The sequence below is a fragment of the Rhodococcus sp. WS1 genome (assembly GCF_003797745.1).
GTDB classification, from domain to species: Bacteria; Actinomycetota; Actinomycetes; order Mycobacteriales; family Mycobacteriaceae; genus Rhodococcus_F; species Rhodococcus_F erythropolis.
The window spans coordinates 2,313,779-2,338,683 of record NZ_RKLZ01000002.1; the positions used below are offsets into that span (position 1 = coordinate 2,313,779).

General features: G+C 63.3%; 22 protein-coding genes. 12 read left to right on the forward strand and 10 right to left on the reverse strand.

Annotation, left to right across the window (positions count from 1 at the left end; all coding sequences use genetic code 11):
• The first annotated feature begins 14 nt into the window (after positions 1-14).
• The gene (locus EEB12_RS23640; protein ID WP_141488598.1) at positions 15-842 is read left to right on the forward strand and encodes a TatD family hydrolase; all 828 of its coding nucleotides are present in this window, start codon (positions 15-17) and stop codon (positions 840-842) included.
• 190 nt (positions 843-1,032) lie between these two features.
• Positions 1,033-1,458, forward strand: coding sequence for a DUF6578 domain-containing protein (locus EEB12_RS23645; RefSeq protein WP_021345137.1), 426 nt, complete (start codon positions 1,033-1,035; stop codon positions 1,456-1,458).
• Between the two features lie 36 nt (positions 1,459-1,494).
• On the opposite strand, the gene EEB12_RS23650 is transcribed toward EEB12_RS23645, so the two are convergent.
• Both EEB12_RS23650 and EEB12_RS23655 read right to left on the reverse strand, forming a co-directional pair.
• On the reverse strand, positions 1,495-2,262 hold the full coding sequence (locus tag EEB12_RS23650; protein ID WP_397510396.1) for an amino acid ABC transporter ATP-binding protein: 768 nt from the start codon (positions 2,260-2,262) through the stop codon (positions 1,495-1,497).
• Positions 2,259-3,707, reverse strand: coding sequence for an amino acid ABC transporter substrate-binding protein/permease (locus EEB12_RS23655; RefSeq protein WP_019744701.1), 1,449 nt, complete (start codon positions 3,705-3,707; stop codon positions 2,259-2,261). The genes EEB12_RS23650 and EEB12_RS23655 overlap by 4 nt, the downstream gene beginning before the upstream one ends.
• Before the next feature lie 236 nt (positions 3,708-3,943).
• On the opposite strand from EEB12_RS23655, the gene EEB12_RS23660 reads away from it, so the two are divergent.
• The 3 genes from EEB12_RS23660 to rsmA are packed head-to-tail and all read left to right on the forward strand — an operon-like array spanning position 3,944 to position 7,138.
• Positions 3,944-5,068: a resuscitation-promoting factor gene (locus EEB12_RS23660; protein WP_019744700.1), complete on the forward strand. Its 1,125-nt coding sequence runs from the start codon at positions 3,944-3,946 to the stop codon at positions 5,066-5,068.
• A 33-nt stretch (positions 5,069-5,101) separates the two neighbouring features.
• The gene (locus EEB12_RS23665; RefSeq protein WP_019744699.1) at positions 5,102-6,229 is read left to right on the forward strand and encodes a resuscitation-promoting factor; all 1,128 of its coding nucleotides are present in this window, start codon (positions 5,102-5,104) and stop codon (positions 6,227-6,229) included.
• 9 nt (positions 6,230-6,238) lie between these two features.
• Positions 6,239-7,138, forward strand: coding sequence for a 16S rRNA (adenine(1518)-N(6)/adenine(1519)-N(6))-dimethyltransferase RsmA (gene rsmA / locus EEB12_RS23670; RefSeq protein WP_003946263.1), 900 nt, complete (start codon positions 6,239-6,241; stop codon positions 7,136-7,138).
• Between the two features lie 58 nt (positions 7,139-7,196).
• On the opposite strand, the gene EEB12_RS23675 is transcribed toward rsmA, so the two are convergent.
• Genes EEB12_RS23675 through EEB12_RS23685 form a run of 3 tightly spaced genes read right to left on the reverse strand, consistent with a single transcriptional unit; the run spans position 7,197 to position 10,589 of the window.
• Positions 7,197-9,458: a heavy metal translocating P-type ATPase gene (locus EEB12_RS23675; RefSeq protein WP_019744698.1), complete on the reverse strand. Its 2,262-nt coding sequence runs from the start codon at positions 9,456-9,458 to the stop codon at positions 7,197-7,199.
• Positions 9,458-10,372 carry a hypothetical protein gene (locus tag EEB12_RS23680; protein ID WP_019744697.1) on the reverse strand — a complete coding sequence of 305 codons (915 nt, stop codon included), beginning with the start codon at positions 10,370-10,372 and terminating at the stop codon, positions 9,458-9,460. The genes EEB12_RS23675 and EEB12_RS23680 overlap by 1 nt, the downstream gene beginning before the upstream one ends.
• Before the next feature lie 7 nt (positions 10,373-10,379).
• On the reverse strand, positions 10,380-10,589 hold the full coding sequence (locus tag EEB12_RS23685) for a heavy-metal-associated domain-containing protein (RefSeq protein WP_003946267.1): 210 nt from the start codon (positions 10,587-10,589) through the stop codon (positions 10,380-10,382).
• A gap of 314 nt (positions 10,590-10,903) precedes the next feature.
• Between EEB12_RS23685 and EEB12_RS23690 the strand changes: the two genes are divergently transcribed.
• Positions 10,904-11,107: a cold-shock protein gene (locus EEB12_RS23690; RefSeq protein ID WP_003946232.1), complete on the forward strand. Its 204-nt coding sequence runs from the start codon at positions 10,904-10,906 to the stop codon at positions 11,105-11,107.
• Positions 11,108-11,204: 97 nt separating this feature from the next.
• On the opposite strand, the gene EEB12_RS23695 is transcribed toward EEB12_RS23690, so the two are convergent.
• Positions 11,205-12,173 (reverse strand): helix-turn-helix transcriptional regulator, encoded by a 969-nt coding sequence (locus EEB12_RS23695; protein WP_019744696.1) that lies wholly within the window; start codon positions 12,171-12,173, stop codon positions 11,205-11,207.
• A 96-nt stretch (positions 12,174-12,269) separates the two neighbouring features.
• Here EEB12_RS23695 and EEB12_RS23700 point away from each other — a divergent pair, with 96 nt between their 5' ends.
• The 4 genes from EEB12_RS23700 to EEB12_RS23715 all read left to right on the forward strand — a co-directional run bounded on the left by EEB12_RS23700 (position 12,270) and on the right by EEB12_RS23715 (position 16,904).
• Positions 12,270-13,265: an ABC transporter ATP-binding protein gene (locus tag EEB12_RS23700; protein WP_081329010.1), complete on the forward strand. Its 996-nt coding sequence runs from the start codon at positions 12,270-12,272 to the stop codon at positions 13,263-13,265.
• A 37-nt stretch (positions 13,266-13,302) separates the two neighbouring features.
• Positions 13,303-14,079, forward strand: coding sequence for an ABC transporter permease (locus EEB12_RS23705; protein WP_019744694.1), 777 nt, complete (start codon positions 13,303-13,305; stop codon positions 14,077-14,079).
• A gap of 81 nt (positions 14,080-14,160) precedes the next feature.
• A complete protein-coding gene (locus tag EEB12_RS23710; protein ID WP_024487798.1) occupies positions 14,161-15,096 on the forward strand; it encodes a 4-(cytidine 5'-diphospho)-2-C-methyl-D-erythritol kinase in 936 nt (311 codons plus the stop codon).
• Positions 15,096-16,904, forward strand: a complete 1,809-nt coding sequence (locus tag EEB12_RS23715) for an ABC-F family ATP-binding cassette domain-containing protein (protein ID WP_003946255.1) — start codon at positions 15,096-15,098, stop codon at positions 16,902-16,904. The genes EEB12_RS23710 and EEB12_RS23715 overlap by 1 nt, the downstream gene beginning before the upstream one ends.
• Here EEB12_RS23715 and EEB12_RS23720 read toward each other — a convergent pair.
• Complete coding sequence (locus tag EEB12_RS23720; protein ID WP_060939749.1) at positions 16,901-17,320, reverse strand: TetR/AcrR family transcriptional regulator; 420 nt, start codon at positions 17,318-17,320, stop codon at positions 16,901-16,903. The two genes, EEB12_RS23715 and EEB12_RS23720, sit on opposite strands and share 4 nt — an antisense overlap.
• A 218-nt stretch (positions 17,321-17,538) precedes the next feature.
• Between EEB12_RS23720 and EEB12_RS23725 the strand changes: the two genes are divergently transcribed.
• Positions 17,539-18,777 (forward strand): HNH endonuclease signature motif containing protein, encoded by a 1,239-nt coding sequence (locus tag EEB12_RS23725; RefSeq protein WP_141488599.1) that lies wholly within the window; start codon positions 17,539-17,541, stop codon positions 18,775-18,777.
• A 66-nt stretch (positions 18,778-18,843) separates the two neighbouring features.
• On the opposite strand, the gene EEB12_RS23730 is transcribed toward EEB12_RS23725, so the two are convergent.
• Positions 18,844-20,334 carry an acetyl-CoA acetyltransferase gene (locus tag EEB12_RS23730; protein WP_141488600.1) on the reverse strand — a complete coding sequence of 497 codons (1,491 nt, stop codon included), beginning with the start codon at positions 20,332-20,334 and terminating at the stop codon, positions 18,844-18,846.
• A 139-nt stretch (positions 20,335-20,473) separates the two neighbouring features.
• Here EEB12_RS23730 and EEB12_RS23735 point away from each other — a divergent pair, with 139 nt between their 5' ends.
• The gene (locus EEB12_RS23735; RefSeq protein ID WP_181447531.1) at positions 20,474-21,298 is read left to right on the forward strand and encodes a helix-turn-helix domain-containing protein; all 825 of its coding nucleotides are present in this window, start codon (positions 20,474-20,476) and stop codon (positions 21,296-21,298) included.
• Positions 21,299-21,341: 43 nt separating this feature from the next.
• On the opposite strand, the gene EEB12_RS23740 is transcribed toward EEB12_RS23735, so the two are convergent.
• Together EEB12_RS23740 and EEB12_RS23745 are read right to left on the reverse strand one after the other, a co-directional pair.
• On the reverse strand, positions 21,342-23,099 hold the full coding sequence (locus EEB12_RS23740; RefSeq protein ID WP_141488602.1) for an ABC transporter ATP-binding protein: 1,758 nt from the start codon (positions 23,097-23,099) through the stop codon (positions 21,342-21,344).
• Positions 23,096-24,754: an ABC transporter ATP-binding protein gene (locus tag EEB12_RS23745; protein ID WP_258537189.1), complete on the reverse strand. Its 1,659-nt coding sequence runs from the start codon at positions 24,752-24,754 to the stop codon at positions 23,096-23,098. Before EEB12_RS23745 ends, EEB12_RS23740 begins: the two co-directional genes overlap by 4 nt.
• Positions 24,755-24,905 lie beyond the last annotated feature (151 nt).

The following is a 24,905-nucleotide window of genomic DNA, read 5'->3' on the forward strand; positions in this document are numbered from 1 at the left end:
TTACTCTATCGGGCGTGAGCAAAGACCGTCCCGCCCCCGATGCCCCTGAGCCCTTGTCGCCTTTGATCGACGCCCATACGCACCTCGACGCGTGTGGCGCACACGACGCTGCGACCGTGGCCGAAATAGTCGATCGAGCCGAGGCCGTCGGCGTCGGACGGGTCGTCACGGTGGCCGACGACCTCGATGCTGCACGCTTTGCCGTCGACGCTGCGAACTGGGATTCGAGGGTTTACGCAGCCGTCGCAATCCATCCGACCAGGGCGAACGTCCTGGATGCCGACACCAGGGCCGAGATCGAACGGTTGGCGTCCGATCCGCGGGTCGTCGCGGTGGGGGAGACCGGGCTGGATCTCTACTGGCCAGGCAAGCTCGAAGGGTGCGCCACGATCGAGGAGCAGGTCGACGGTTTCCGGTGGCACATCGACCTGGCGAAGCGTCTCGGTAAGACGCTGATGATTCACAATCGCGAAGCCGATCAGGATCTGCTGCGGGTGCTGCACGAGGAAGGCGCGCCGGAGACAGTGGTGTTCCACTGCTTCTCCTCGGATTCGGAGATGGCGCGGGCATGCATCGACGCCGGGTATGTGCTCAGTTTTTCGGGAACCGTGAGTTTCAAGAATGCGAAGGCGCTGCGTGAGGCCGCGTTGTTGGTGCCGTCGGATCAGCTGATCGTCGAGACGGATGCGCCGTTCTTGACGCCGCACCCGTTCCGCGGTGCGCCCAACGAGTCGTACTGCCTGCCATACACAGTGCGTGCACTCGCAGACATACGCGGCGAGGATCCGCAGGCGCTGGCAGCAGCGTCCACGGCGACAGCGGAGCGCGTTTACAAGCTCTGACGCTATTCTGGTTCGACAGGTAACTCCGCGCCCGGGATCGTCGTGTCCCGGTCCGTCTACTGCGCGGGGTATTTCAGATGAATGACTCCATCTATCCCTCCGACGTGTATCCCGACGACGTCGAACACACAGCCGAACAGTCCTCTCGATCCGGCTCGAGCGCGGCGAATTTCTCGAATCCCGGGAGGGAATGAAGGCGCACAGCTTCACTGAGCCGACGCCGGTCGACTCTTCGGTCCAGATCGTCAGCGTTCATGTCGACGCGGTCGAAGTCGAGTGCTGCGGACCGTTTCCTGTAGTCGGTGAACCATGCTCGTGGACATTGACACCGCGATCGCAGAACGACGCGTTCGACGGTTGGGTTCACGGCGGGATGCCGGCGTCGGGAGTCGTGACCACGGGTGTGGTGCTCGGGATTCTCGTGGTCACGACGACGTACGAGGAAGTCGGAAGTCCACGCATGTGGTTGCCCGTCGAAGGTAGCGAGACCTATCGAAGGGTCGAGGCCAGTCCTCGGTGGTTCCGAAGGTTCGGCGACTTCGACTTCGAGCCGCAGAATCGGATCGAGACCGGGCTGGTCGTCGAATTGGCCACCACCCGTGCGCCTTTCCGGTAGTCCCCACTACCAAAAAGGCGCACAGGGGGCTTGCCCCTACAGGACCTTCGCCAGGAAGTCCTGGGTGCGCTGCTGCTGGGGGTTGCCGAACAGGTTCTCCGGCTTGCCTTCTTCGACGATGTATCCGTCGGCCATGAAGATGACTCGATCGGAAACCTCACGGGCGAAGCCCATTTCGTGGGTTACGACGACCATGGTCATGCCCTGCTTGGCGAGGTCACGAAGCACCTGTAGAACCTCTCCCACCATCTCCGGGTCGAGGGCGCTGGTGGCCTCGTCGAAGAGCATGATGTCCGGGCTCATCGCCAGTGCGCGGGCAATGGCCACGCGTTGCTTCTGCCCACCGGACAGGCTGGCGGGCTTGGCATCTGCCTTCTCCGCGAGACCGACCTGGCCGAGCAGTTTGACGGCGATCTCGCGAGCCTGATCCTTGGTCGATCGCCCGGTCTGCACCGGGGCGAGCATCACGTTTTCGACGACGCTCATGTGTGGGAACAGGTTGAAGTGCTGGAACACCATCCCGATGTGCTGGCGCACCTTGTCGATGTCGACGTCCTTGTTCGTGAGGTCGAACTGGTCGACGCGCACGGAGCCGGCGGTGATGTCTTCGAGGCGGTTGAGGCAGCGCAGGAAGGTGGACTTACCCGAACCGGAAGGCCCGATGACGCAGACCACTTCACCGCTCTTGATGTCGACGTCGAGGCCTTTGAGGACCTCGTTGTCGCCGAACGACTTCTTCAGTCCCTTGACCGAAATCTTGACCTCGGTGTTGGACTTGCCCATGTTGACGGCTGTTTCGGTCACTTGTTGATCCTCTTCTCGAGGCGGTTCGACAGCTTGGTGAGCGCCATGATGATGATGAAGTACATGACGCCGATGATCAGCCACATGTTGAACGACTGGAAGTTGCGCGCGATGATGATGCGCCCTGTCTGAGTGAGCTCGGCGAGTCCGATGACCGACAGGATCGACGTGTCCTTGAGGGTGATGACGAACTGGTTGATGTACGACGGGATCATCGTGCGAATTGCCTGCGGCATGATGACTTTTCGCATCGACTTCATGTAGCTGATGCCCAGGCTTCGTGACGCCTCCATCTGTCCCTTGTCGACGGACAAGATGCCGCCGCGGACGATTTCAGCCATGTACGCGCCGGCGTTGAGCGAGAGCGTGATGATGCCTGCGGTGAAGGCGGACATCTGGAAATGCAGGGCTGCCGGGATGCCGAAGTAGATGAAGAACGCCTGCACCAACAGCGGTGTGCCGCGGAAGATGTCGACGTAGGTCGTGCCTATACCTCGGACGAACATGTTGGTGGACACGCGGCAGAGACCGAAGATCGCACCCAGGACCAGAGCGATCGCGATCGAGACGACCGAGAGAACGATCGTCAACCACAGGCCCTTGAGGAGCTGGGGATAGGTGCTCTTGATCAAGCCGATGATGGAGTTGTCCGACGTCGACGCGCCCTGACCGAGGTAGGTCGAGACGATTTCGTCGTACTGGCCGTCGTCGCGCAGGTTCTGCAGTCCAGCGTTGAACATCTGGAGCAGTTCGGCGTTCTGGCCCTTGTTGACTGCGAAGCCGTAGCTCGCGCCCACCTCTTTTTCGGTGACCGTCTTGAGGCCGTTGCCCTGTGTGATGCCGTAGGCGAGGACGGGGTAGTCGTCGAAGACTGCGACGGAGTTTCCGGTGCGGACCTCGTCGTACATGCTGGCGGAGTCGGCGAAATAGACTGTCGTGAAGCCGTATTGGTCCTTGATGGACTCGGCGAAGCTGGCGCCCTCGGTGCCGTTCTTGACGGCGACGCGCTTGCCCTTCAGATCCTCGTACGCCTTCACGTCGTTGTCGGTCTCGAGGACCGCCATCTGCACGCCCGACTCGAAGTACGGGTCGGAGAAGTCGAAAACCTGCTTGCGGGCGTCGGTGATGGACATGCCGGCGATGACGCCGTCGGCCTGCCCGGCCTGCACGGCCTGAAGCGCAGCGTCGAAGCCGAGCTGCTTGATGTCGACCTTGAAACCTTGGTCCTCGGCGATCGCGTTGAGGAGATCGATGTCGATGCCGACGAGTTTGCCGTCTTCGTTCTCGAATTCGAACGGGGCGAATGTCAGATCGGTGGCGATCGTGTAGGTGCGACCGGGTTGCGCGCTCGCGATTCCGGGGGCGAACAGCGCTGCGATCAGCGCCAGCAGGATGGCCAGGATCGGCCACCTGGCATTACGTGGTCTGTCGAATCTTCTTCGCACTATCGCCCAGCTTTCTTCTGTCGCGCCCGGGATCGCCGGACTGCTTTGAACCAGACGAGAACATACTGCGCCCAGAGCTGAATCGATACACGGGTATCGGAGCCGGAAAGTGCAGAACACACGACACGCCGTTGCCGTTCCGTGACAAAAGTCGCATTTCGTTGTGATTTGGTTGCCGATACAACGCTCGGTCGTTACCGTATTGTGATCGAACGTCGTCTGCCTTGGGATTTCCTGTGTCGCCTTTTGCCAAGATCAACTCCACGAAGTCACCACTTCTCTATTCAGTGGTGGGTGCGTTGCTTCTGACGCTCATCGTCGGAGGTGCGCTCGCCGTGGTTCGGCACAAGACGATCACCCTCGACGTCGACGGCGACATGATTTCGCTGTCCACGATGTCGAGCAGCGTCGGTACCGCTCTCGAGGACGCCGGATACCCGGTCGATCCCAAGGACGCGCTCGCTCCCAGCGCCGATTCCTCACTGTCCGACGGCGATACCGTCGTACTGCGACGTGCCCGTGAGTTGGCGCTGACCGTGGACGGTCAGCCGACGACCATCTGGACCACGGCATTGACGGTCGACGAGGCACTGAAGCAGGTAGATGTTTCCGACGACTTCGCAGTCTCGGCTTCGCGCTCGCATCGTCTGCCCCTCGAACGCACCGAGCTCGACGTCGTCAGCCCGAAGACCGTCAGCGTCAGCGACGGTGGTGCTCCGGCGGCCGAGATCAAGCTCGCCGCCGTGACCGTCGGTGATCTTCTCGCGGCCAAGAATGCGCCGCTCGAGCAGGCCGACTCGGTGGTTCCCACCGCTGACACACCCGTTACCAACGGCCTGACCATCCAGGTCACCCGCGACCGCACGGACACTCGCGTCGAGACGCAGCCGATCGCGCCGCCCGAGAACAAGGTCGAAGATCCCGAGCTCGAGAAGGACAAGACCGTCGTCGAAAACCCGGGTGTTGCCGGCGAGCGCACGGCCACCGTCGAGGTCAAGACCGTCAACGGCGTGGAGGCCGGACGAACCGAACTGTCCGCGACCGTGATCAAGGAACCGGTCGCAGCAGTGGTGAAGGTCGGAACCAAGCAGACTTCCGCGCCCGCTGTGTCCAACGCGTCGACGTGGGACTCCATTGCTCAGTGCGAAGCGACCGGAAACTGGGCCATCAACACCGGCAACGGTTTCTACGGAGGACTTCAGTTCACCCAGAGCACCTGGGAAGCATTCGGCGGCGGTCAGTACGCAGCGCGCGCCGACCTCGCATCACGTGAACAGCAGATCGCGATCGGCGAGAAGGTCCGCGCCGGTCAGGGCTGGGGTGCGTGGCCGTCCTGCACCAGCAAATTGGGCCTGCGCTGACGCGCCCACACTCCACACAGAACTCAGGAACCCATGTCACCGTTCGCCAAGATCAACTCGACCAGGTCGCCGTTGTTGTACTCGGCGATCGCCGCTCTTCTCCTGACGGTTCTCGTGGGTGGCGTTCTGGCCGTCGTCCGGCACAAGACCATCACCATCGACGTCGACGGTGAGCAGATTCACCTGAGCACCATGTCGACCAACGTCGACGGCGCTCTCGAGGACGCGGGTTACCCGATCGGTGACAAGGACGCGGTTGCTCCCGCGGCCGACGCGTCGCTGTCCGACGGCGACACCGTGGTGCTCCGTCGTGCTCGTGAGATCACGCTGACGGTCGACGGTCAGCCACAGAAGCTCTGGACCACCGCCTTGACCGTCGACGACGCGCTCAAGCAGTTGGATGTCTCAGCGGATGTGCACGTGTCGGCGTCGCGCTCGCAGCGTCTCCCGCTCGACGGCGCCGCGCTCGACGTCTTGACACCTGTCGTCGCAAAACTGGTCGACGGCGCAAACGCGGCGGCCGACGTGCGTATCGCGGCACCGACGGTGGGCGAGTTCCTTACGGCCAACGGCACTCCGCTCGAGCAGTCGGACACGGTGGTTCCCGCCGCCGACGCTCCGCTGACCGAGGGCCTCGAGGTCACGGTGACGCGCAACCGCACCGAGAACAAAGTCGAGACCTTGCCGCTCGATCCGCCGGATCAGCGCATCGAGGATCCGACGATGAACCAGAGTCGCACGATCGTCGAGAATCCGGGCGTTCCCGGCGTGCGTGACGTGACGTTCGCCGTGAATCTCGTCAACGGTGCCGAGGCCGGACGTACACAGGTATCGGAGACGATCACCACACCGGCGCAGCCGAAGGTCGTGCGCGTGGGAACGAAGCCGGGCACCGAGGTGCCGCCCGTGGAGAACGGTTCGACGTGGGACGCGCTCGCACAGTGCGAGGCCACCGGCAACTGGGCTATCAACACCGGCAACGGTTTCTACGGCGGCGTGCAGTTCGACCAGAACACGTGGGAACGGCAGGGCGGGTTGAAGTATGCGCCTCGCGCCGACCTCGCAACCCGTGAAGAGCAGATCGCGATCGCGACGCAAACGCAGCGCACTCAGGGCTGGGGCGCATGGCCGTCGTGCTCGGGTCGCCTCGGACTGGGATAAGTTCTACTGGTGTCAGACGCCGAACAATCGAACGAACCCATCGCTACTCCGCGCGGGCAGGCAGCCCTGCTCGGTCCGGTCGAGGTGCGCGCTCTTGCCGAGGAATTCGGTGTCCGGCCCACGAAACAGTTGGGGCAGAACTTCGTTCACGACGCCAATACCGTGCGACGCATCGTCACCACGGCAGGCGTCACTCGTGACGATGTCGTTCTCGAGGTGGGGCCGGGTCTCGGTTCGCTGACGATGGCGCTGATGGACGTCGTCGATCGTGTGATCGCGGTCGAGATCGATCCCAACCTCGCGGCTCGCCTCCCGAAGACGGTGGCCGAGCGAGCGCCGGAGTTGGCCGATCGACTGACCGTCGTCGAAGCGGACGCGATGCGTGTGCTGCCTTCACAGATACCCGGCGAGCCGACCGCACTGGTTGCGAACCTGCCGTACAACGTCGCGGTGCCGGTGCTGTTGCATCTGTTCGCATCGCTCCCGAGTCTGCGGACCGCACTCGTGATGGTGCAAGCCGAGGTTGCCGATCGCCTGGCGGCTGATCCGGGAAGCAAGATCTACGGCGTTCCCAGCGTCAAGGCCAACTTCTTCGGCGAGGTTCGCCGCGCCGGTGCCGTCGGACGCAACGTGTTCTGGCCGGTGCCGAAGGTGGAATCAGGTCTGGTTCGTATCGACCGGTACGCGGAGCCGCCGTGGCCGATGGACGAGAAACACCGCAAGCAGGTTTTTGCTGCCATCGACGCCGCATTCGCGCAGCGCCGCAAGACTTTGCGTGCCGCGCTCAGTGGTTGGGCAGGTTCGCCTGCCGAGGCCGAGCGACGGCTCCTCGCTGCCGGCATCGAGCCACAGACGCGTGGCGAGATGCTCGACGCAGCAGCCTTCGTTCGGCTGGCTGGAGGCGAATAGCCCCGTGCGCGGTTAAGGAGTGCAGGGACTCCCTAACCGCGCACAGGGGCTTGCCCCCTTACTTGAACCGCCGCAACCTCAGGCTGTTGCTCACCACGAACACACTGCTGAATGCCATTGCGGCACCAGCGAGCATCGGGTTGAGCAGGCCGGCCGCAGCCAGCGGGATCGCAGCCGTGTTGTATGCGAATGCCCAGAACAGGTTGCCCTTGATGGTCTTGAGCGTCTTGCGGGACAGTCGAATTGCATCGGCTGCCGACCGCAGGTCACCTCGCACCAGGGTGATGTCGCTGGCCTCGATCGCAACGTCGGTACCCGTGCCCATCGCCAGACCGAGATCGGCCTGAGCCAGGGCCGCCGCGTCGTTCACGCCGTCGCCGACCATGGCTACGACGCGTCCTTCCGCCTGCAGCTTCTTGACGGCGTCGACCTTGTCCGCCGGCATGACCTCGGCGAAGACGGTGCTGATCCCGACCTGATCCGCCACAGTGCGGGCGACGGTGGCGTTGTCACCGGTCAGCAGAACCGGTTCGAGGCCGAGTGCCTTCAACTGCGCGATTGCTTCGGCGCTCGTGTCCTTGACCGCGTCGGCGATTACGAGGATGCCGTGCGCCTTGCCGTCCCAGCCCACCGCGATTGCGGTGCGCCCGGCCTTCTCTGCTTCAGCTTTCGCGTCACGGAGATTTTCCGGCAACGGCATCGACCAGTCGGCGAGCAGCGCGTCTCGGCCGGCAACAACGGCATGACCCTCGACCATTCCCTGCACGCCGCGACCGGCGACGTTCACGAAATCCTCGACCGCAGGCAATTCGCCCACGGCTTCGGTCGCACCCTTCGCGATCGCAGCGGCGATGGGGTGCTCGGAGCGATGTTCGAGGGCGCCGGCCAGCCGAAGGACCTCGTCGACGGTTGTTCCTTCGCCCACCACGGTGTCCAGCAATGTCATCTGACCGGTGGTGACGGTTCCCGTCTTGTCGAGCACGACGGTGTCGACTGCGCGCGTCGATTCGAGCACCTCGGGTCCCTTGATGAGGATTCCCATCTGGGCTCCGCGGCCGGTGCCCACCAACAGAGCTGTGGGCGTTGCCAATCCGAGAGCACAGGGGCACGCGATGATCAGGACGGCGACCGCAGCGGTGAATGCCATCTCGATGGGGTTGCCGGTACCGAGCCAGTAGCCCAGTGTCGCAACGGCAATCGCGATGACGACCGGTACGAAGATGCCGGCGATTCGATCGGCGAGGCGCTGAACTTCGGCCTTGCCGTTCTGGGCGTCTTCGACCAGTGCCGCCATCTGGGCGAGTTGGGTGTCGCTCCCGACGCGGGTGGCCTCGACGGTCAATGTTCCACCGACGTTGACGGTGGCCCCGACGACGGTGTCTCCGACACCGACTTCCTCCGGCACGGATTCGCCGGTCAACATGCTCATGTCGACGGCTGAGCGGCCTTCGGTGATGATGCCGTCGGTGGCGATCTTCTCGCCGGGCCGAACGATGAAGGAGTCGCCCGCTGCCAGTTCTTCGGCGGGGATTCGTACTTCGACGCCGTTTCGCAGTACCGCGACGTCTTTTGCACCGAGTTCCATGAGCGCGCGTAGTGCGGCGCCGGACGTGCGCTTGGACTTGTGCTCGAAGTAGCGTCCGGCGAGCACGAACGTGATGACGCCCGCGGCAACCTCGAGGTAGATGTTGGCGCTGCCGTCCATCCGGTCGACCGTCAGTCTGAACGCGTGTTTCATTCCCGCTTCGCCCGCGGTGCCGAAGAACAGTGCATACAGCGACCAGACGAACGCTGCGATGGTGCCCAGCGAGATGAGCGTGTCCATCGTTGCGGCGCCGTGACGCAGGTTGACCCAGGCAGCCCGGTGGAAGGGAAGGGCCGCCCACACGATGACCGGTGCGGCCAGCGTGAGGGAGAGCCACTGCCAGTTGTCGAACTGCAACGCAGGAATCATCGCCATCGCGATGACCGGCACGGAGAGCAGAGTCGAGATGATCAGGCGGGTACGAAGCTCGCGCAGATCACGATCCTGCGGGGTTTCCGCATCCGGGTCGACGGTGTCTGGCGCGCTGGGCGGTTTCGGGAGCGCGGCAGCGTAACCGGCATTCTCGACGGCGGTGACCAAATCTTCGACGGGTACTCCGTCCGGGAAGGTGACCTTGGCTTTTTCCGTCGCGTAGTTGACCGTGGCTGTGACGCCGTCGATCTTGTTGAGCTTCTTCTCGATTCGTGACGCGCAGGAGGCGCAGGTCATTCCGGTGATCGCGAGTTCGACGCTGCTCGAGTTGGCAGCATTGTCGACCGCAGTCGGTGACGTCATCAGTGCCCTCCCTCGTGATTGTCTGGAACTGAAGCTGCGGAAATGCCTGCATCAACAGTGAATTCGGCGGTGCGAACCACGCCCTCGTGCTGGAAGTCGAGGAACAGTCGGTATGTGCCTTCGCTCGGCGCCTGTGCGTGGAAGGAAACGTCAGGACCGGGAGAAGTGACGCCGTCGCCCGGTTCACCCTCGGGGTGAACGTGCAGGTAGGCGAGGTCGCCGGTGCGAAGCGCAACAAGATGACCGTAGGCACCGAGGTACGGATCGAGATCGGTGACCGGGGCTCCGTCGCGAGCAACGCTCAGCGTGATCGGGCCGCCGGCAGTGGTCAGATCACCGTCGAGAGTCACGGTGTATCCGTCGACGGTTGCGGTCGCGCTCTTCGCGGGCAGCGGCGCAGGAGTGAATTCGCCTGCCACGTCGAAGTTTCGGCCGAGTGTCAGTTGGGTGCCGTCGGTGGGATCGAAGTCCGCGAAGACTCGGTAGGTGCCGGCGACGGGCCAGGTCCAGTCGATCGACCAGGTGCCGTCTGCGGCGAGAGAAGGATGTACGTGGCGGAATTCGCTGGTGTCGTTTCGGACGACGATGAGGTGGAGCTTCTTCTCGTGCAGGAGGTCGAAATCGACGACGGGCTTGTTGGTGCTGTCGAGAATCCGGAAGGTCAAGGTTCCCGGCTCCCCAGCTCGACCGGGTGCGGTCATGTCGGTGAGTGTGTATCCGCCGGAAGAGACTTCGAGCCCTGCGGGTGTCGCCGAATCCATGCCTGGCATCGATTCAGCGGTTGATTCGTGAGTGCTGTGCTGGGTAGTGGACATGTCTATCGGGCTTCCGATTGCGGCCCCCACGCCGAGGGCGGCGCCGAAGACGGCGACCAACCCGACGGCGTAGGTGGCAAGTGTTGTCGAGGTGCGCACGGCTGACTCAGCTTGGTACGACTGCGTAGCCGGCTTCGTCGACTGCTGCGACGACGTCGGCTGCGGAGACGGGGGCATCGCTGGTGACAACGACGCGTCCGCTCGCCAATTCGACATCCACCGCGGTTACGCCCGCGATGTTGCCGATCTCTTCCTTGACGGATCCGACGCAGTGTCCGCAGGTCATTCCGGAAACGGTGTATTCGGCGGTGGTCATCGCAGATCCCTTCGCTTGTGTAAAACTCATTTTACGGATACCCGGTGTAGGTATCTCCCTGGGACTGAAGGTACCCCCAGGGGGTATGACTGTCAACGGGTTGGGCAGTGACGAAGGCCTCAGGGAAGACAACAGGGCGGATGTGTGGTCTACTTGTGTTGGTCGTAAGTGTTTGTGTTTGTGTTTCCACGCTCGCAAATGGTTAGGTTGCGAGCGTTTGGACATCCTCCACGGATTTGTCTCAGAACGGTCGTAGTAAGTGACCCGGGCGGTCGAAGCGACTGCCTGTTGACACTGTGTTAGAGGAGATTTACATGGCAGAGGGCATCGTGAAGTGGTTCAACTCCGAGAAGGGGTTCGGCTTCATCGCTCCCGAAGACGGCAGTGCTGACGTCTTCGTTCACTACTCCGAGATCCAGAGTGGCGGCTTCCGCACTCTCGAGGAGAACCAGCGCGTGGCGTTCGAGATCGGTCAGGGCAACAAGGGCCCGCAGGCCACCGGCGTTACCATCGTCTAAGACGTCCATGTGAGTCGGGCAACCGACGCATGACGTACTGACAAGACCCCAACTCTTCGGAGTTGGGGTCTTGTTGCATTTTGGGTGAAAAGTGCTCTCACGCATCGAGATAACGCTGAGCGGCCACTGCGGTTTCTGCTGCGATCGCGCGGCATTCCTCGCGGAGTTCGGGTGGATTCACAACGGTGAAATCGACGTCGAAAGCCCTGAGCCACATTGCGATCGACCGTAGGGAAGTGCCCGAAAGCACTATGACGCAACGCCCTTCGTCGGTGGACTCCACTGATCCCCACTGCTCATTGACCATTGGTGCTATCTGCTCGATGGGTGCATGCAGTAGAACTGTTGCGCGCGTGGAGGAATAAGCCCGGGCGACGCCGCGCGAAACGAAGTCTGCCGCGCCACCGGCCGGTAGTTCCCGCGGCGTGAACCGCGGACCGGTGGGAATCTTGGGTTCCATCCGGTCGACGCGGAACGACCGCCAGTCTTCGCGAGATAGATCCCAAGCCACCAGATACCACCGAACACCCGACCGTACGAGCCTGTACGGTTCCACCTCGCGTCGGCTCTGGGTGCCGTCGTGAGTGCGGTAGTCGAATCTCAAACGCTCGTGGTTGTGGCATACGGACGCGATGGCGGACAGTACCGACGCATCGACTGCGCTCGCGGCGGGCTCGCGTGGCACGACGTCGATCGACAGCGACTCCAGACGGTGTCGCAGCCTCGACGGCATGATCTGCCGCAGCTTCGCCAGCGCGCGCATCGAAGCCTCGCCGATGCCGACCACAGAGCCGGTCGCTCCGGACTGCAAAGAGAGCGCCACCGCGAGCACTTCTTCGTCATCGAGCTGTAGCGGGGGCATCTCCGCGCCCGCTCCCAGGCGATATCCACCGCCGACGCCGACCGTCGCGTCGACCGGGTAGCCGAGATCGCGGAGGCGGTCCACGTCGCGTCTGACTGTGCGCGGGGTGATCGCGAGCTTGTCTGCGAGTTCGGCACCGGACCAGTCTCGACGTGTCTGGAGCAGTGACAGCAACCGCAGTAGGCGAGCCGATGTCTCCTTCATGGCAAGAAGTCTGCCAAACATTTAGGACCCAATGCGTCCTCAATTGAATTTAGGTTGGTCCTCATCCGACCAGTCGAGAAGAAATTGGGGCACATCATGAGTCGCATCAACAACGGCAGACCGATGATCGAGACGGAGGCGCTCACCAAGCACTTCGCCCAGGGCAAGAAACTCGTGGAAGCAGTCAAGGGAGTCACTCTTGACGTAGCGGAGGGCGAGTTGGTCGCCTTGCTTGGGCCGAACGGTGCCGGAAAATCGACGACGTTGCGCATGCTGACCACCTTGCTCGAGCCCACTTCCGGTACTGCGCGGATCGCAGGATTCGACATCGCTGCGGCACGAAACGAGGTGCGCTCCAGCCTCGGATACGTCGGACAGGGGAACGGAGCCGGCCACAACCAGCGGGTTCGCGACGAGTTGGTGACGCAGGGGTTGTGCTACGGAATGCCCAAGGGCGACTCGCAGGTCCGGGCCGACGAATTGCTGCGTGATCTCGAACTCACCGAGTTGGGTACTCGAAAGGTCAGTACGCTGTCCGGCGGGCAGCGACGGCGGCTCGATATCGCTCTGGGCCTGGTCCATCGCCCACCGCTCCTGTTCCTCGACGAGCCGACCACGGGCATGGACCCGCAAAGTCGAGCCAACCTCTGGGACCACATCCTGCGGTTGCGGCGCGAGATGGGCACCACGATCGTGCTGACCACGCACTACCTCGAAGAAGCGGATTCGATGGCAGAGCGGGTCATCGTCATCGACGAAGGCACTGTCATCGCGGACAACACCGCTGCCGCACTCAAGGCCGATCTTGCCGGAGATCATTTGTTGCTCACGTTCGACAACGCCGAAGCGGCCGCCATCGCGGCGTCGGTGGCCGAGCAACTTGTCACTGTGCGTGACGTCACGGTCGAGGCAAGCTCGGTGAGTATCCGTGCCGGCGAGGGTGATTCGACGCTTCCGGTATTGCTGCGTGAAGCCGATGCCCGCGGCGCCCGCGCAGTCACTGCCGACATCACCAGGCCGACTCTCGACGACGTTTTCCTCACTCTCACCGGCCGCAGCCTGCGCGAGAGCGCCGCCGCGGTTGCTTCCTAGAACTACGACGAAGAACTACGACGAACAGGAATCCGCCATGACAATCACACTCGATACCCCACGTAGCGCGCACGGCAACATTGTTCGAGACAGCGCGATCGTGATGGGCCGTGAACTGCGACCGATGTTGCGTGACCCGGTCAGCGTCATCTTCAGCCTCATCCAGCCGCTGATCCTGTTGGCCCTGTTCGGGCCTCTGCTCAAAGGGGTCCCGGGTACCGGTGACGGCGTATGGAATTGGTTCATCCCCGGTGTATTGGTGATGATCGCGATCTTCGGCACGACGATGACCGGTTCCAACCTTTTGATGGAGATGCAGCAGGGATCCCACGAGCGAATGTTGGTGACTCCGCTCAGACGCTCGTCGTTGTTGATCGGGAGAGCATGCAAGGAGATGGTTCCGCTTGCCGCGCAGGCGATTCTGATCATCCTTGTTGCGCTACCGCTCGGATTGGACGTCAATGCAGCGGGCGCTGCGCTCGGAATCGTCCTGCTGGGAGTGTTCGGCGTCGGACTCGGTGCGCTCTCGTACGCTCTCGCTCTGGCTGTGCGGGAGCAGGATTGGATGTTCTGGGTCGTTCAGCAGACGCTGATGTTCCCGCTTCTGATCCTGTCGGGAACCATGCTTCCACTCGATGACGCACCAGGTTGGATGAAGGTCCTCGTGAACATCAATCCGCTGGGCTACGTCGTAGATGCCGAGCGGGCTCTCTTTGCCGGTGACTTCGCGTCGGGCAGCGTTCTGGCAGGAATCTTCGCTGCCGTCAGCGTGGCTGTGGTCGGCCTGGGGATAGGCGTGCGCGCGGTGAAATAGCGTGGGTGTGCTTGCTGTCGGATGGGATGCGGCGGTCGCAGGTTTTCGCCCAGGTGTTCGCAGCGCCTATTGTTGTTCCTTGTGCTCTCCGTCGTTCCTCGCCCCGTAGTTGTCCGGGCCCCGTCCAAGGTGAATCTCCACCTTGCCGTCGGGGACCTGCGAGACGACGGCTATCACGAACTGACGACCGTTTTTCAGGCATTGTCGCTGGCAGACACCGTCACGGTGGCGCCTGCGGACACCTTGACCGTGCGGGTGATCGGCGACGACGCCGCGGCCGTACCGACCGATCGCACCAATCTCGTGTGGCGTGCCGCCGAGATGCTGGCGGCCGAGGGTGGCGTGGCCCCGAATGTCGAGATCGTCATCGAGAAGGGCATTCCCGTCGCAGGCGGTATGGCCGGCGGGAGCGCCGACGCGGCAGCCGCGTTGGTTGCGCTCAATTCGTTGTGGAAACTCGACTTCTCGCGGCCTGATCTCGACGCCTTCGCGGCACGTCTCGGGAGTGACGTTCCGTTCTCGCTGCACGGTGGCACTGCCCTCGGGACCGGTCGCGGTGAACAACTTGTCCCCGTCTTGACGCGCCGCACCTTTCACTGGGTGTTGGCGCTGGCCAAGGGAGGCTTGAGCACGCCGGTTGTCTTCCGGGAACTCGACAAGCTTCGCGCCGAAGGCACACCGAATCGATTGGGTACCGCTGACGAGTTGATTCACGCGCTCACCACCGGTGACCCTCATGTGCTCGCCCCGCTGCTCGGAAACGATCTGCAGGCGGCAGCACTCTCACTCAACCCGGATCTACGACGGACGCTGCGAGCGGGTGTCGAAGCCGGAGCTTTGGCGGGCATCGTCTCCGGCTCCGGACCGACATGCGCCTTTCTCTGCGCCGACGCACAGTCCGCGGTGGAAGTGAGCGCAGAACTTGCGGGAGCGGGGGTGTGCCGCACCGTTCGCGTGGCGAGCGGACCCGTTCCCGGAGCACGAATACTCGACAATGCGGCAAAGGGACAGCACTGATGGCGAATCTGATCAATCTGGAAAACGTGTCGAAGTCTTTCGGCGTCAAGCCGTTGCTCGACGGGGTCTCCCTGGGCGTGGAGGAAGGCGAGCGCATCGGTGTCGTCGGCCTCAACGGCGGCGGCAAGACGACCATGCTCGAAGTCCTCGCGGGTGTGGAGCAGCCGGATTCGGGACGCGTGAGCCGCGTCGGCGGATTGCGCATGGCAGTCGTGACGCAGCGCGGTGTGTTGCCTCCCGGCTCCACGGTCGGTGAAGTAGTCCTGGGGCCGCTCGGAGTGGCTCAGCACGAGTGGGCCGGCGACGCGCGCATTCGTTCGGTGCTCTCGGGTATCGGTATCGACAACTTGGGCGCCGGCGGCGAGAGGTCCGCATTGGACGCCAAGGTCGACGGCCTGTCCGGCGGTGAGCGTCGCCGCGTGGCTCTCGCTGCGGCTCTGGTTCAAGACCTCGACCTGCTCGTGCTCGACGAGCCGACCAACCACCTAGACGTCGAAGGTGTTCAGTGGTTGGCCGAGCACCTTGTCTCGCGTCGCAGCGCGCTTGTCGTCGTGACCCACGATCGCTGGTTCCTCGACACCGTCGCCACCCGAACCTGGGAGGTTGTCGGTGGCGGCGTCGAAAGCTACGAGGGTGGCTACAACGACTGGGTGTTCGCCCGCGCAGAGCGTTCGCGTCAGGCCGACGCTTCCGAAGAGCGTCGACGCAACCTTGCGCGCAAGGAACTCGCATGGCTGCGCCGCGGTGCGCCGGCCCGTACATCGAAGCCGAAGTACCGCATCGAGGCCGCGGAGGCCTTGATCGCCGACGTTCCGGCACCTCGTGACGCGGTGGCACTTGCGTCCTTCGCCCAGCGTCGACTCGGCAAGGTTGTCATCGAACTCGAAGACGCGCGTCTGGAGACCCCGGACGGCCGCGTACTCGTCGAGGATCTGACCTGGCGGCTCGCTCCGGGGGAGCGTGTAGGCCTGGTCGGTGTCAACGGCTCGGGCAAGACGACTCTGCTGCGGACGCTGGCCGGTGAACTCGAGCCGGCAGCAGGCAAGCGCATTCAGGGGCAGACCGTCCACATCGGTTGGCTCAAGCAGGAACTTGACGATCTGCCGACCGACATGCGTGTACTCGACGCGGTGAAGGACGTAGCCGAGCGAATCACGCTGGGGGACAAGGAAGTGTCAGCCGGTCAGCTGGCTGAGCGGCTGGGCTTCACACCGGCGCGTCAGCGCACCCCCGTCGGTGATCTGTCCGGTGGTGAGCGCCGCCGTCTGCAGTTGACGCGTGTCCTCATGGCCGAGCCCAACGTTCTGCTTCTCGACGAGCCCACCAACGATCTCGACATCGACACGCTTCAGCAACTCGAGGATCTGCTCGACGGCTGGGCGGGCACCATGGTGGTCATCTCGCACGACCGGTACCTGATCGAGCGCATCTGTGACACCACCTGGGCTCTCTTCGGTGATCGCAAGCTCACCAACCTGCCGGGTGGTATCGAGGACTACCTGCGTCGACGCGCAGCGATGGGGGACGGCGACAACCCGTCGGTGGCCTCGACCGCGAGTGGTGCGTCGAAGAGCAAGCAGGTCCGCGACGGTGCTGCGGATCGCGCTGCACGCAAGGAACTTTCGAAGCTCGAGCGGTCCATTGCGAAGTTCGACGACCGCGAGAAGAAGCTGCACGCTTCCCTCGCCGACGCAGCCACCGACCCGGACAAGCTGCAGAAGCTCGGGGCTGAACTCAAGCAGGTCATCGCGGATAAGGAAGCCGCCGAGGAGCAGTGGATGGAGCTGTTCGCCGAGCTGGACGGCTAGGGGAACTTCGCTCCGAATTTCTTGAAGATTCGCTCTGGATCCACGCCCTCCGGTGCTTGCTCGCGTAGCAGTGCGTCCAGAACGACCCCGTCCAATGCTGCGACCAACTCCGTTGCATCGGACGAGGTCATGCCGCGTTCGGCCAAGATGTCGACAAACCGATCCCGACCACGCACCAGTTCCACTGCGAGGTCGGGATCGTGGAATGACGCGATGATCAGTTCGTAACGCGCCCGGGTGCGGCCGGATTCAGGCCCCAGCCACCGGGCCACTTGTTGCTTCGGTGTCTCGCCTGGGCGAGGAAGATCGCCGTCCAGAAGGTGTCGCACCACCTCGACTATCAGTCCACGTTGATTTGCGAAGTAGTGCCGTGCGCTGCCGTGTGGCACGCCTGCCTCGTCTTCGACGCCTCTCATCGACCAGGCCCGAAACCCAATCCGGCCCGTCTTCTTCGACATCCTGCTCGTGCTGTGTGTTGTTGCGATTGTGTGTTTTGCGGGGTATGTCTTCTATCGCGTGATATTGGACGACTAGGTGAATGTTGATGTACTTCAGCAGGTCTCAAGTCTTGATGTTCCCGAAGTTGTCCGCTTTGTCTCTGGCTATCGAAAGTATGTTCGATTAAACTTTCGGCATGGACAGTCGGGATGCGTGGCAGCTGGATGGCGAGGGCCTTAAGAGTGAGGTTCTGGATCTGGTGCGTGTCCGGCACGAGTTGCAGTCGCGGATGGTGTTGCTGATAGTGGAGATGTTTTCCCGGGAGGTTCTCGGTGGGAAGGGTTTTCGGGCGATCGCGCAGTGGTTGCACGGTTCGACGAATCTGGAGATTGGCGAGTGCAGTCTGCTGGTCGGTTTGGCGCGGTTGTTGATGCTCGAACCCGTTGTGGGCGATGCGTTTCATCGTGGTGACGTTGATGCGTTGAAAGCCCGTCAGGTGGCGTCGTTTTGTCAGCATCCGCCCAAGAACATGACCCTGGCGGATGTGGACAAGGCCCGCGGGATTCTGCTTGATCTGGCATCGAAGAACATTGCGGATTGTGATGCGGTGCGGGCAGCGATCCGGAGGATCGAGAAGCAGTACGGAAAACGCGAGGATGGCGTCCCGGTCGGCGAGGATTCCGAACGTAACGAGTTCTACGCCTCTAAAGGCCTGTACGGCAGAGTGACGGTGAAGGGCGACTTGGATGCTGTGAACGGGGCCCGTCTGATCACGTTGTTGTCGAGTTTGTCGGCGCCGACGCCGGAGAAGGACGGCGTGAAGGACACGCGTACTCCGGCGCTACGGCGTGCGGACGGGTTTTGTGAATTGTTGCGCCGGTATGAGCGGGCGGGGTTGGGTCCGATCGAGGGCGGGGTGAAACCGCACATCACGGTCACCGCGTCGGCGAAAGACATGACGGACGTGCAAGCGTTGAAAGACCTCCTGCCGTCCACGGAGGAACTCGGGTTTGCGTGGACGGATTGGGTGGGCCCGATCAGTATCGATACTGCCCGGATGCTCGCCTGCGACTGCACCGTGACGCGGATTTTGTTGGATGAGAATGGTGTTCCGCTCGACTGCGGTAAGGAAGCGAGAACGGCGACGGTGCCGCAGCGGCGGGCGTTGGCGGTTCGTGATGGCGGGTGTGCATTTCCGGGGTGCGGAACACCCTCGGGGTGGTGCGATGCTCACCATATTGTTCACTGGAATGATGGTGGCCCAACAGATCTCGACAACCTGATCTTGTTATGTGGTCACCATCATCGGACGCTGCATCATACGGAGTGGCGTGTCGAGATCGGCCCGGATCGGAAGTCGGTGTTCTATCCGCCGATGTCGGTTGATCCGCACCAGCAACCGATCGGCGGGAACAGCCCACCCACAGCGGCGTGAATCGCGACAACTGAAGACGTGAGCACCGGGGCACAAACATGCCCCGGTGCTCACGGCTGTCGACCGTCAGAACGTGAGCGTGAGCTTCCCGTTCTCGTCGCTGATATGAACGGTCCGTCCGATCGCCGCCGGGTTGTCACCGCGAAGCTGGGTCAGTTCGGCGGCATTCTCGGGACCGGTGTGACCGGCGACGCGGCCGCCGTCCGGCGTTGTTGCAATCACGAACCCGATCTCAGGCTCCCCGGTGCGACCGTATTCGACAGAGGCAGTGACGATTTCTGCAGTGCCCTGGTAATCGTTGATCAGTTCCGGAGCCTCCGCGGTCAAAGCGCGTGCGTCGGGATCACCGACGTACCCGTCGGCATGAGCGGCGGCCGACAGCAGTACGCAGTGCTGGTATGTGAGGAATCCACCGTTGGCGTGGACGAGGGCAAGGTTCGCGCCGTCGCGAATTCGCCTGGTGACTTCAGCGACGGAATGCAGGGTGTAGCTGTTGAGCGGTCCGCCGAAGAACGAGTGACCTCCGGTGACGCTTGGGATCGCGGTATCGGGAAGTCCGAGTTCGCGGATCAACAGCTTGGGCACGATCGGGAAGCAGCTGTAGGCATCGACGATGTCGAGTGCGTCGGCGCCGACTCCGGCACCATCGAGTGTGCGATGTACGGCGTCATGCATCGCGGCCGAGCTGTCGAAGCTGTTGCGGCTGAGGATGTCCAACGGATCACTCGCACCAGCGCCGCCCCAGAGGTACACCAGTTTGCTTTCATCGATCCCGAACTCGCGGGCGGTCGACAACGAGCAGACGACAACGGCCGCAGCCTGATTGACGAATGGCATGGCGTTGAGCATCAGCGGGTATGGCTCGGAGACCATCCGATTGCCAGGTCCGACGGTGCCGATCTCGTCTGCCGATCGGATCTCCGACGTCCAGGAGGCGGGATTCTTCGATGCCAGTTCCGAGAATGCGGCGTACATCTTCGCGGACCAGGCGAGCGATTCGCGGGCGCCGTGGCCCTCGGAAGCACTGAAACAGTTCTCGAAGAGCGGGTAGACGCGCGTCGGCACGATGAAACCGGCGCGCTGCATTTCAGGGCTTCCCAGGTCGGCCGGATCGAATCCGGGAGGCCCACCGGGCGCAGCGGTCCACCCGATCGAGTCGGGAGCGACTCCGGACTTTCGCAGCGCGGTGCTGCTGGCGTGCGATTCGCCGCCCACGAGCAGAGCAGCCGAGGATTCACCGCGAGCGATGGCCGCGCCGATCCGATCGAGGAGTGCCGCCGGCCAGTGGCCACCGATCGGCGAGGTAGAGGTGACAGTGGGGGTCGCGCCTAATCGTGAGGCAAGCAGCCCGGGGAGATCGTCGTACGACCAGCTGACCGTCTTGATCGCGAACACGGAATCGATCTGTGTTCCCAGTTCAGCGTGTCCACTGTCGTTCAACGCGGCGACGGTGGCGTCGTGAATCAAGTCAAGAGGTTCGCGGTGCCCGTCGGCAGGATTCCAGCGCAGATCGCCGACGCCGACGATGACCGGGATTCGTGATGCGTCAACCATCATGTACCTCTCGTTGCCGACCCGTAGCCGGGAGTTGCAGTCACGATATCGGGGACCCCGGTATGTGTAACTCCGGGGTCACAGTCAACAATTTTCGGGTTCCTATTTAGGTATGCCTAACGAAAGTCCTATACTCGTCTTCATGACAGCTGTGGCAGAGAGAATTTCGGTGCCCGTGGGGCCGCGTTCCATCGATCACCCCTACTCGATGACAACGGTGACTCTGAAGCTCTCTCATCAGCGGCAGTGGGCCCCGCATCGTCATCCTGAACATGAGCTGATCTGGGGAAACTCCGGTGGAATGCTCACGGTTGTCGCTGACGGCATCACCTGGGAGGTGCCGCCTTCGGCCGGACTGTGGCTGCCTGCCGGGGCGTTGCATGCCGTGAAGGCGGGCCCAGGTACCGAGTTCTTCTGCACGTACTTCCGGCCTGAGGCGCACGCCGCGCCGTCGGGTGTTCCGGGCTTGTTCGGTGTCAGCGCTCTCCTGCGTGAGGTACTCCTGCACATGCATCGGCGGAACATGCCCGACGAGGCGCGCAGTCGCGCCGAGCGGGTGGCCTTCGACATGTTGCAGCCGCTCGAAGTTGCTGCGGTGGAGGTTCCGATGCCGACCGATCCGCGAGCGTTGTTCGTTGCCGAAGCGTTGGTCGCCAATCCGGCAGACCAGCGGTCGCTGTCCGAATGGGCGCTGACGGCCGGCGGTAGCGTCCGTACGCTGACGCGTGTGTTCGCTCAGGGTACGGGAATGACCTTTGCGCAGTGGCGAATTCAGGTTCGAGTCCGCGCAGCACTGACGTACCTGGCTGCTGGCGTGCCGGTTTCGGTTGTCAGTAGGCGGGTCGGATACGAAACTCCGAGTGCTTTTGTCGCAGTGTTCCGCCGGGTCACCGGCCGGACACCCGGCAGCATGATGAACAAGGGGAGTGTGGCTCCCGAATCGGTGCCGTATCCCCTGCACGCTTGAGTTGGGTTGCACCGGGCGGAAGTGCCCGGTGCAACCGTCGCGGTCAACGCCGCGGCGCTGACCACGCTTCCCACAGTTCCGCGTACCGACCCCCGAGGTTGACCAACTCGTCGTGAGAGCCGTGCTCGACGACGCGGCCGTCGTCCATCACCAGGATCTGATCGGCGTCGACGGCCTGTGAGAGTCGGTGTGCCACTGTGACAGCAGTGCGACCCCGGGTCAGAGCCAGAGCGGCATCGTCGAGGACCTTGGCTCCGGCGCTGCCCGCTTCGGCGGTCGCCTCGTCGAGAATCAGCAGCGGCGGATCCAGTAATTCGATTCTTGCCAATGCAAGTTGTTGTGCCTGTGTTGCGGTCAGCCGGTGTCCACCGTCTCCGACGACGGTTTCGAGTCCGTCCGGGAGTGCCCGCAACCAATCGGAGGCGCCGACGGTATCGAGCGCTGCGATGATGTCGTTGTCCGTTGCCGACGGGTCAGCCAGCCGCAGATCCTCGGCCAACGTGCCGGCAAAGACGTGGACCTCCTGAGTCACGAGGGCCACCGCGCTCCGAGAGGTCGACGGTGGCAGTTCGTTCCGGGGCACCGTCCCGATCTTCACGACGCCTTCGGTCGGTTCGTAGGTCCCCGCGACCAGTTTTGCGACTGTCGATTTTCCGGCTCCGGTAGCGCCGACGAGTGCCGTGACGGTTCCTGCCGGAAGGGTGATGTCGATGCCTCGCAGAACAGGAGCGTCGCCGCTTCGGTACGAGAATGTGACGCGTTCCAAAGACGCCGAGCTGTCGACAGGTTCCTGCGGATCGGTCGGTGCGGATGGCACGGGCGCAAGGGTGACTCCGACCAGGCGAGCCAACGCGATTGTGCCTTCCTGTAATTCGTCGAACACGCTGAGAACCGCGCCCACCGGATCGAAGAGGCGGTGGAAGAACAGGGCTGCGGCGGTGGCGGCACCGATGCTGATCTGACCGTCCTTCACCAGCCAGAAGCCGGTGATCAGCACAGCGGACAGGCCGATGAACTCCGCGATGTTGAGCCGGCCGAAGAACCTGGTGCGTAGACGCGTGGTCAACAAGCTCAGGCGGACGGCGGCCATCGATCGAGATTCGATCTGTTCGAGATGCGGCTGGGCCAGGCGAAGCGATCCGACGGTGTCGGAGTTGCTCAGCGAGTCCAGGAGTTGTTGCGCACGTGCACCTTCTGCCTCCCGCTCCTCGCGGTAGACCGGTGCCGACCTCGAGAGGTACCAGCGCAGCGCCTGGATCTGGATGGGTGCGGCGATCACCGCGGCGACGGCGAATCGCCAATCGAGGCTACCCAATCCGATCAGCGTCAACACGATGGTCAGTGCCGCGGTGGCAAAAACCGGAAGTGCTTCGGATACGGCCCGAGTCACCAACCGCACGTCGCCGGTGATGCGGGAGACCAGGTCTCCGCGCCCGGCGCGTTCGACGTCGCTCTGCGGAAGGTCGAGAACCCGGACGACAACTTCTTCGCGAAGGTCGGCGACAACGCGCTCGCCGACGCCGGCGAGTAGGTAGTTGCTCACTCCGACGAGAAGTGACGAGGCAACTGCGATGCCGACCAACACGAGAGTCAGTGTGCCGATGCGAGAGACAGCGTCGCCGTCTCCGTCGGTCACGGCGTCGACCATGGCGCCGAGGACCAGCGGTGTGAGCAGACCGATCGCGGTCGCGGCGGTCAGGGTGACGACTGCTGCGATCGCGGAGATCCGGTGGGGTCCCATCAACCGAAGTGCCGCGCGGCGCGCTTGTTTCGGTGTTGCGGTGGGGAGTAGTTCGTTCACAGCTCGATCACCCGATCGCAGATATCGAGCAGCACGGGGCTGCTGGTCAGAAGTATTGTGGCGTGCGCCCCGCGTACCTCGGCGATCCCGCGAGCAATGCGCGATTCGGTGACGGAGTCGACGGCAGTGGTGGGATCGTGCAGCACCAGGACGGGCGCTTCGCTTGCCAGTGCCCTCGCCAACGCGATGCGCTGACGCTGTCCGCCGGACAAAGAATTCCCTTGCTCGGTGACTCGGGTGGCGAGGCCGAGCGGCAGTGCAGAGATCACTTGATCTGCGGCGGCCGCGGCGATGGCCTCGTCGTTGCGGCGACCGATCGGTGCGAGGGCGTCGATATTGTCGCCGACTGTGCCGATGAACAGTGCCGCGTCGTGCGGTGCTGCCAGAACGTGAGTGCGAAGTTCGTCGATGTGCAGCTCGTGAATGGCGTTGTCGCCGAGATGAATTGTTCCGCTCGAAGGCTCGATTCGACGCGCCAGTGCGTCGACCAACGCATCCGCCCATGCGGCATTCTCGGTGACGATGCCGATGATCTCGCCGCGTTTGACGTCGAGATCGACTGGTGACGCTCCGGCCAACACGACGTCGCGCAGCGTCAGGAACTCGGAGTGATTCAGGGGCACAGGTTCACCCGCGGGAGTCACAGCCTCGGTGGTCCCGAGAAGTGCTGCGACGCGGTTGGCGGAAGCACGCGCCCGTGCCAGGCCGGCGCCGAAGTAGATGATGTCGATCAACGGACCGCGAAGGAACTGTGCCAGACCAACCACGGCAACGAATTCACCGACCGAGATGCTCCCGGACGCTGCCATCCGTCCACCCACGTACGCGATGACGGCGAGGAAAGCACCGGCGATCGCAACATTGGCGGCGGAGTACATCGCTTGGTATCGCTGTGCGCGAAGGGTTGCTTCCAGCGAAGTCCGGCTGGCTCCCCGATACCGCTGCGCTGCAGCATCTCCGGCGCCGATGCCGGAGAGGATTCGAAGTCCGGAGAGTAGATCTGCGGCCAGGGCACCGGCCTTGGCGCCCTGCCATTGATCGGTCTCGGCTCGGCGTTCGAGCGGTCGACTGACCACCTGCATGAGAGCCAGCACCGGGGGCGTACCGAGAATGACGAGCAGGCCGAGTGGCACCGAGATCACCAGAAGCGAAATCGCGGCGGTCAGCACTCCACAGGCGGCCGCAAGTTTTGTGCTCAGCGTGTGTGTGAATCCGGCCACCGAACCCGCGTCGGATGTTGCAATCGAGTAGACCTCGCCAGGCATGCGCCGCGGCGACATGCCGTGCGGATCGAGGCCTCGGCGCGCGATGTCCATCCGCAAGCGATGCGCACCGTGCTCGGTGACGGAATCGGAGATGCGTGCCGCGAAGCGCCAACTGAGCAACAAGCCGGTGAAGAGAATTCCGAGTACGAGGATCCACTTTCCGAGTGCGGCGGCATCGCTGGTCGCCACAGCGCGGTCGATCACCGCACCGATCACTACCGGCACCAACGCTTCCGCGACCTGGTGGCCGGTGAAGCCGACGGACGCCGCCGCCAGCGTGGCTCCGCGACCTTCGGAAGCGATCGCGCGTGTGATTACCTGGCGCGGCGTGATCGCCGGGCCGGTTGGGGGACCGTTTGTCTCGGCCGAAAGAAGTGGTGTCGAAGGCACTGGGTCCACGCTAGGGATCGTGGGCGGTAGTCAGAAGTCACACCGGTGCCAATACTTGTCGTGAACAGGCCATATGTATTGCGTTGGCCGAATTGCGATAGTAGTTGGCCCCGTTGCAGCGGAGAAGGCATCGACTCATCGACAACACTGC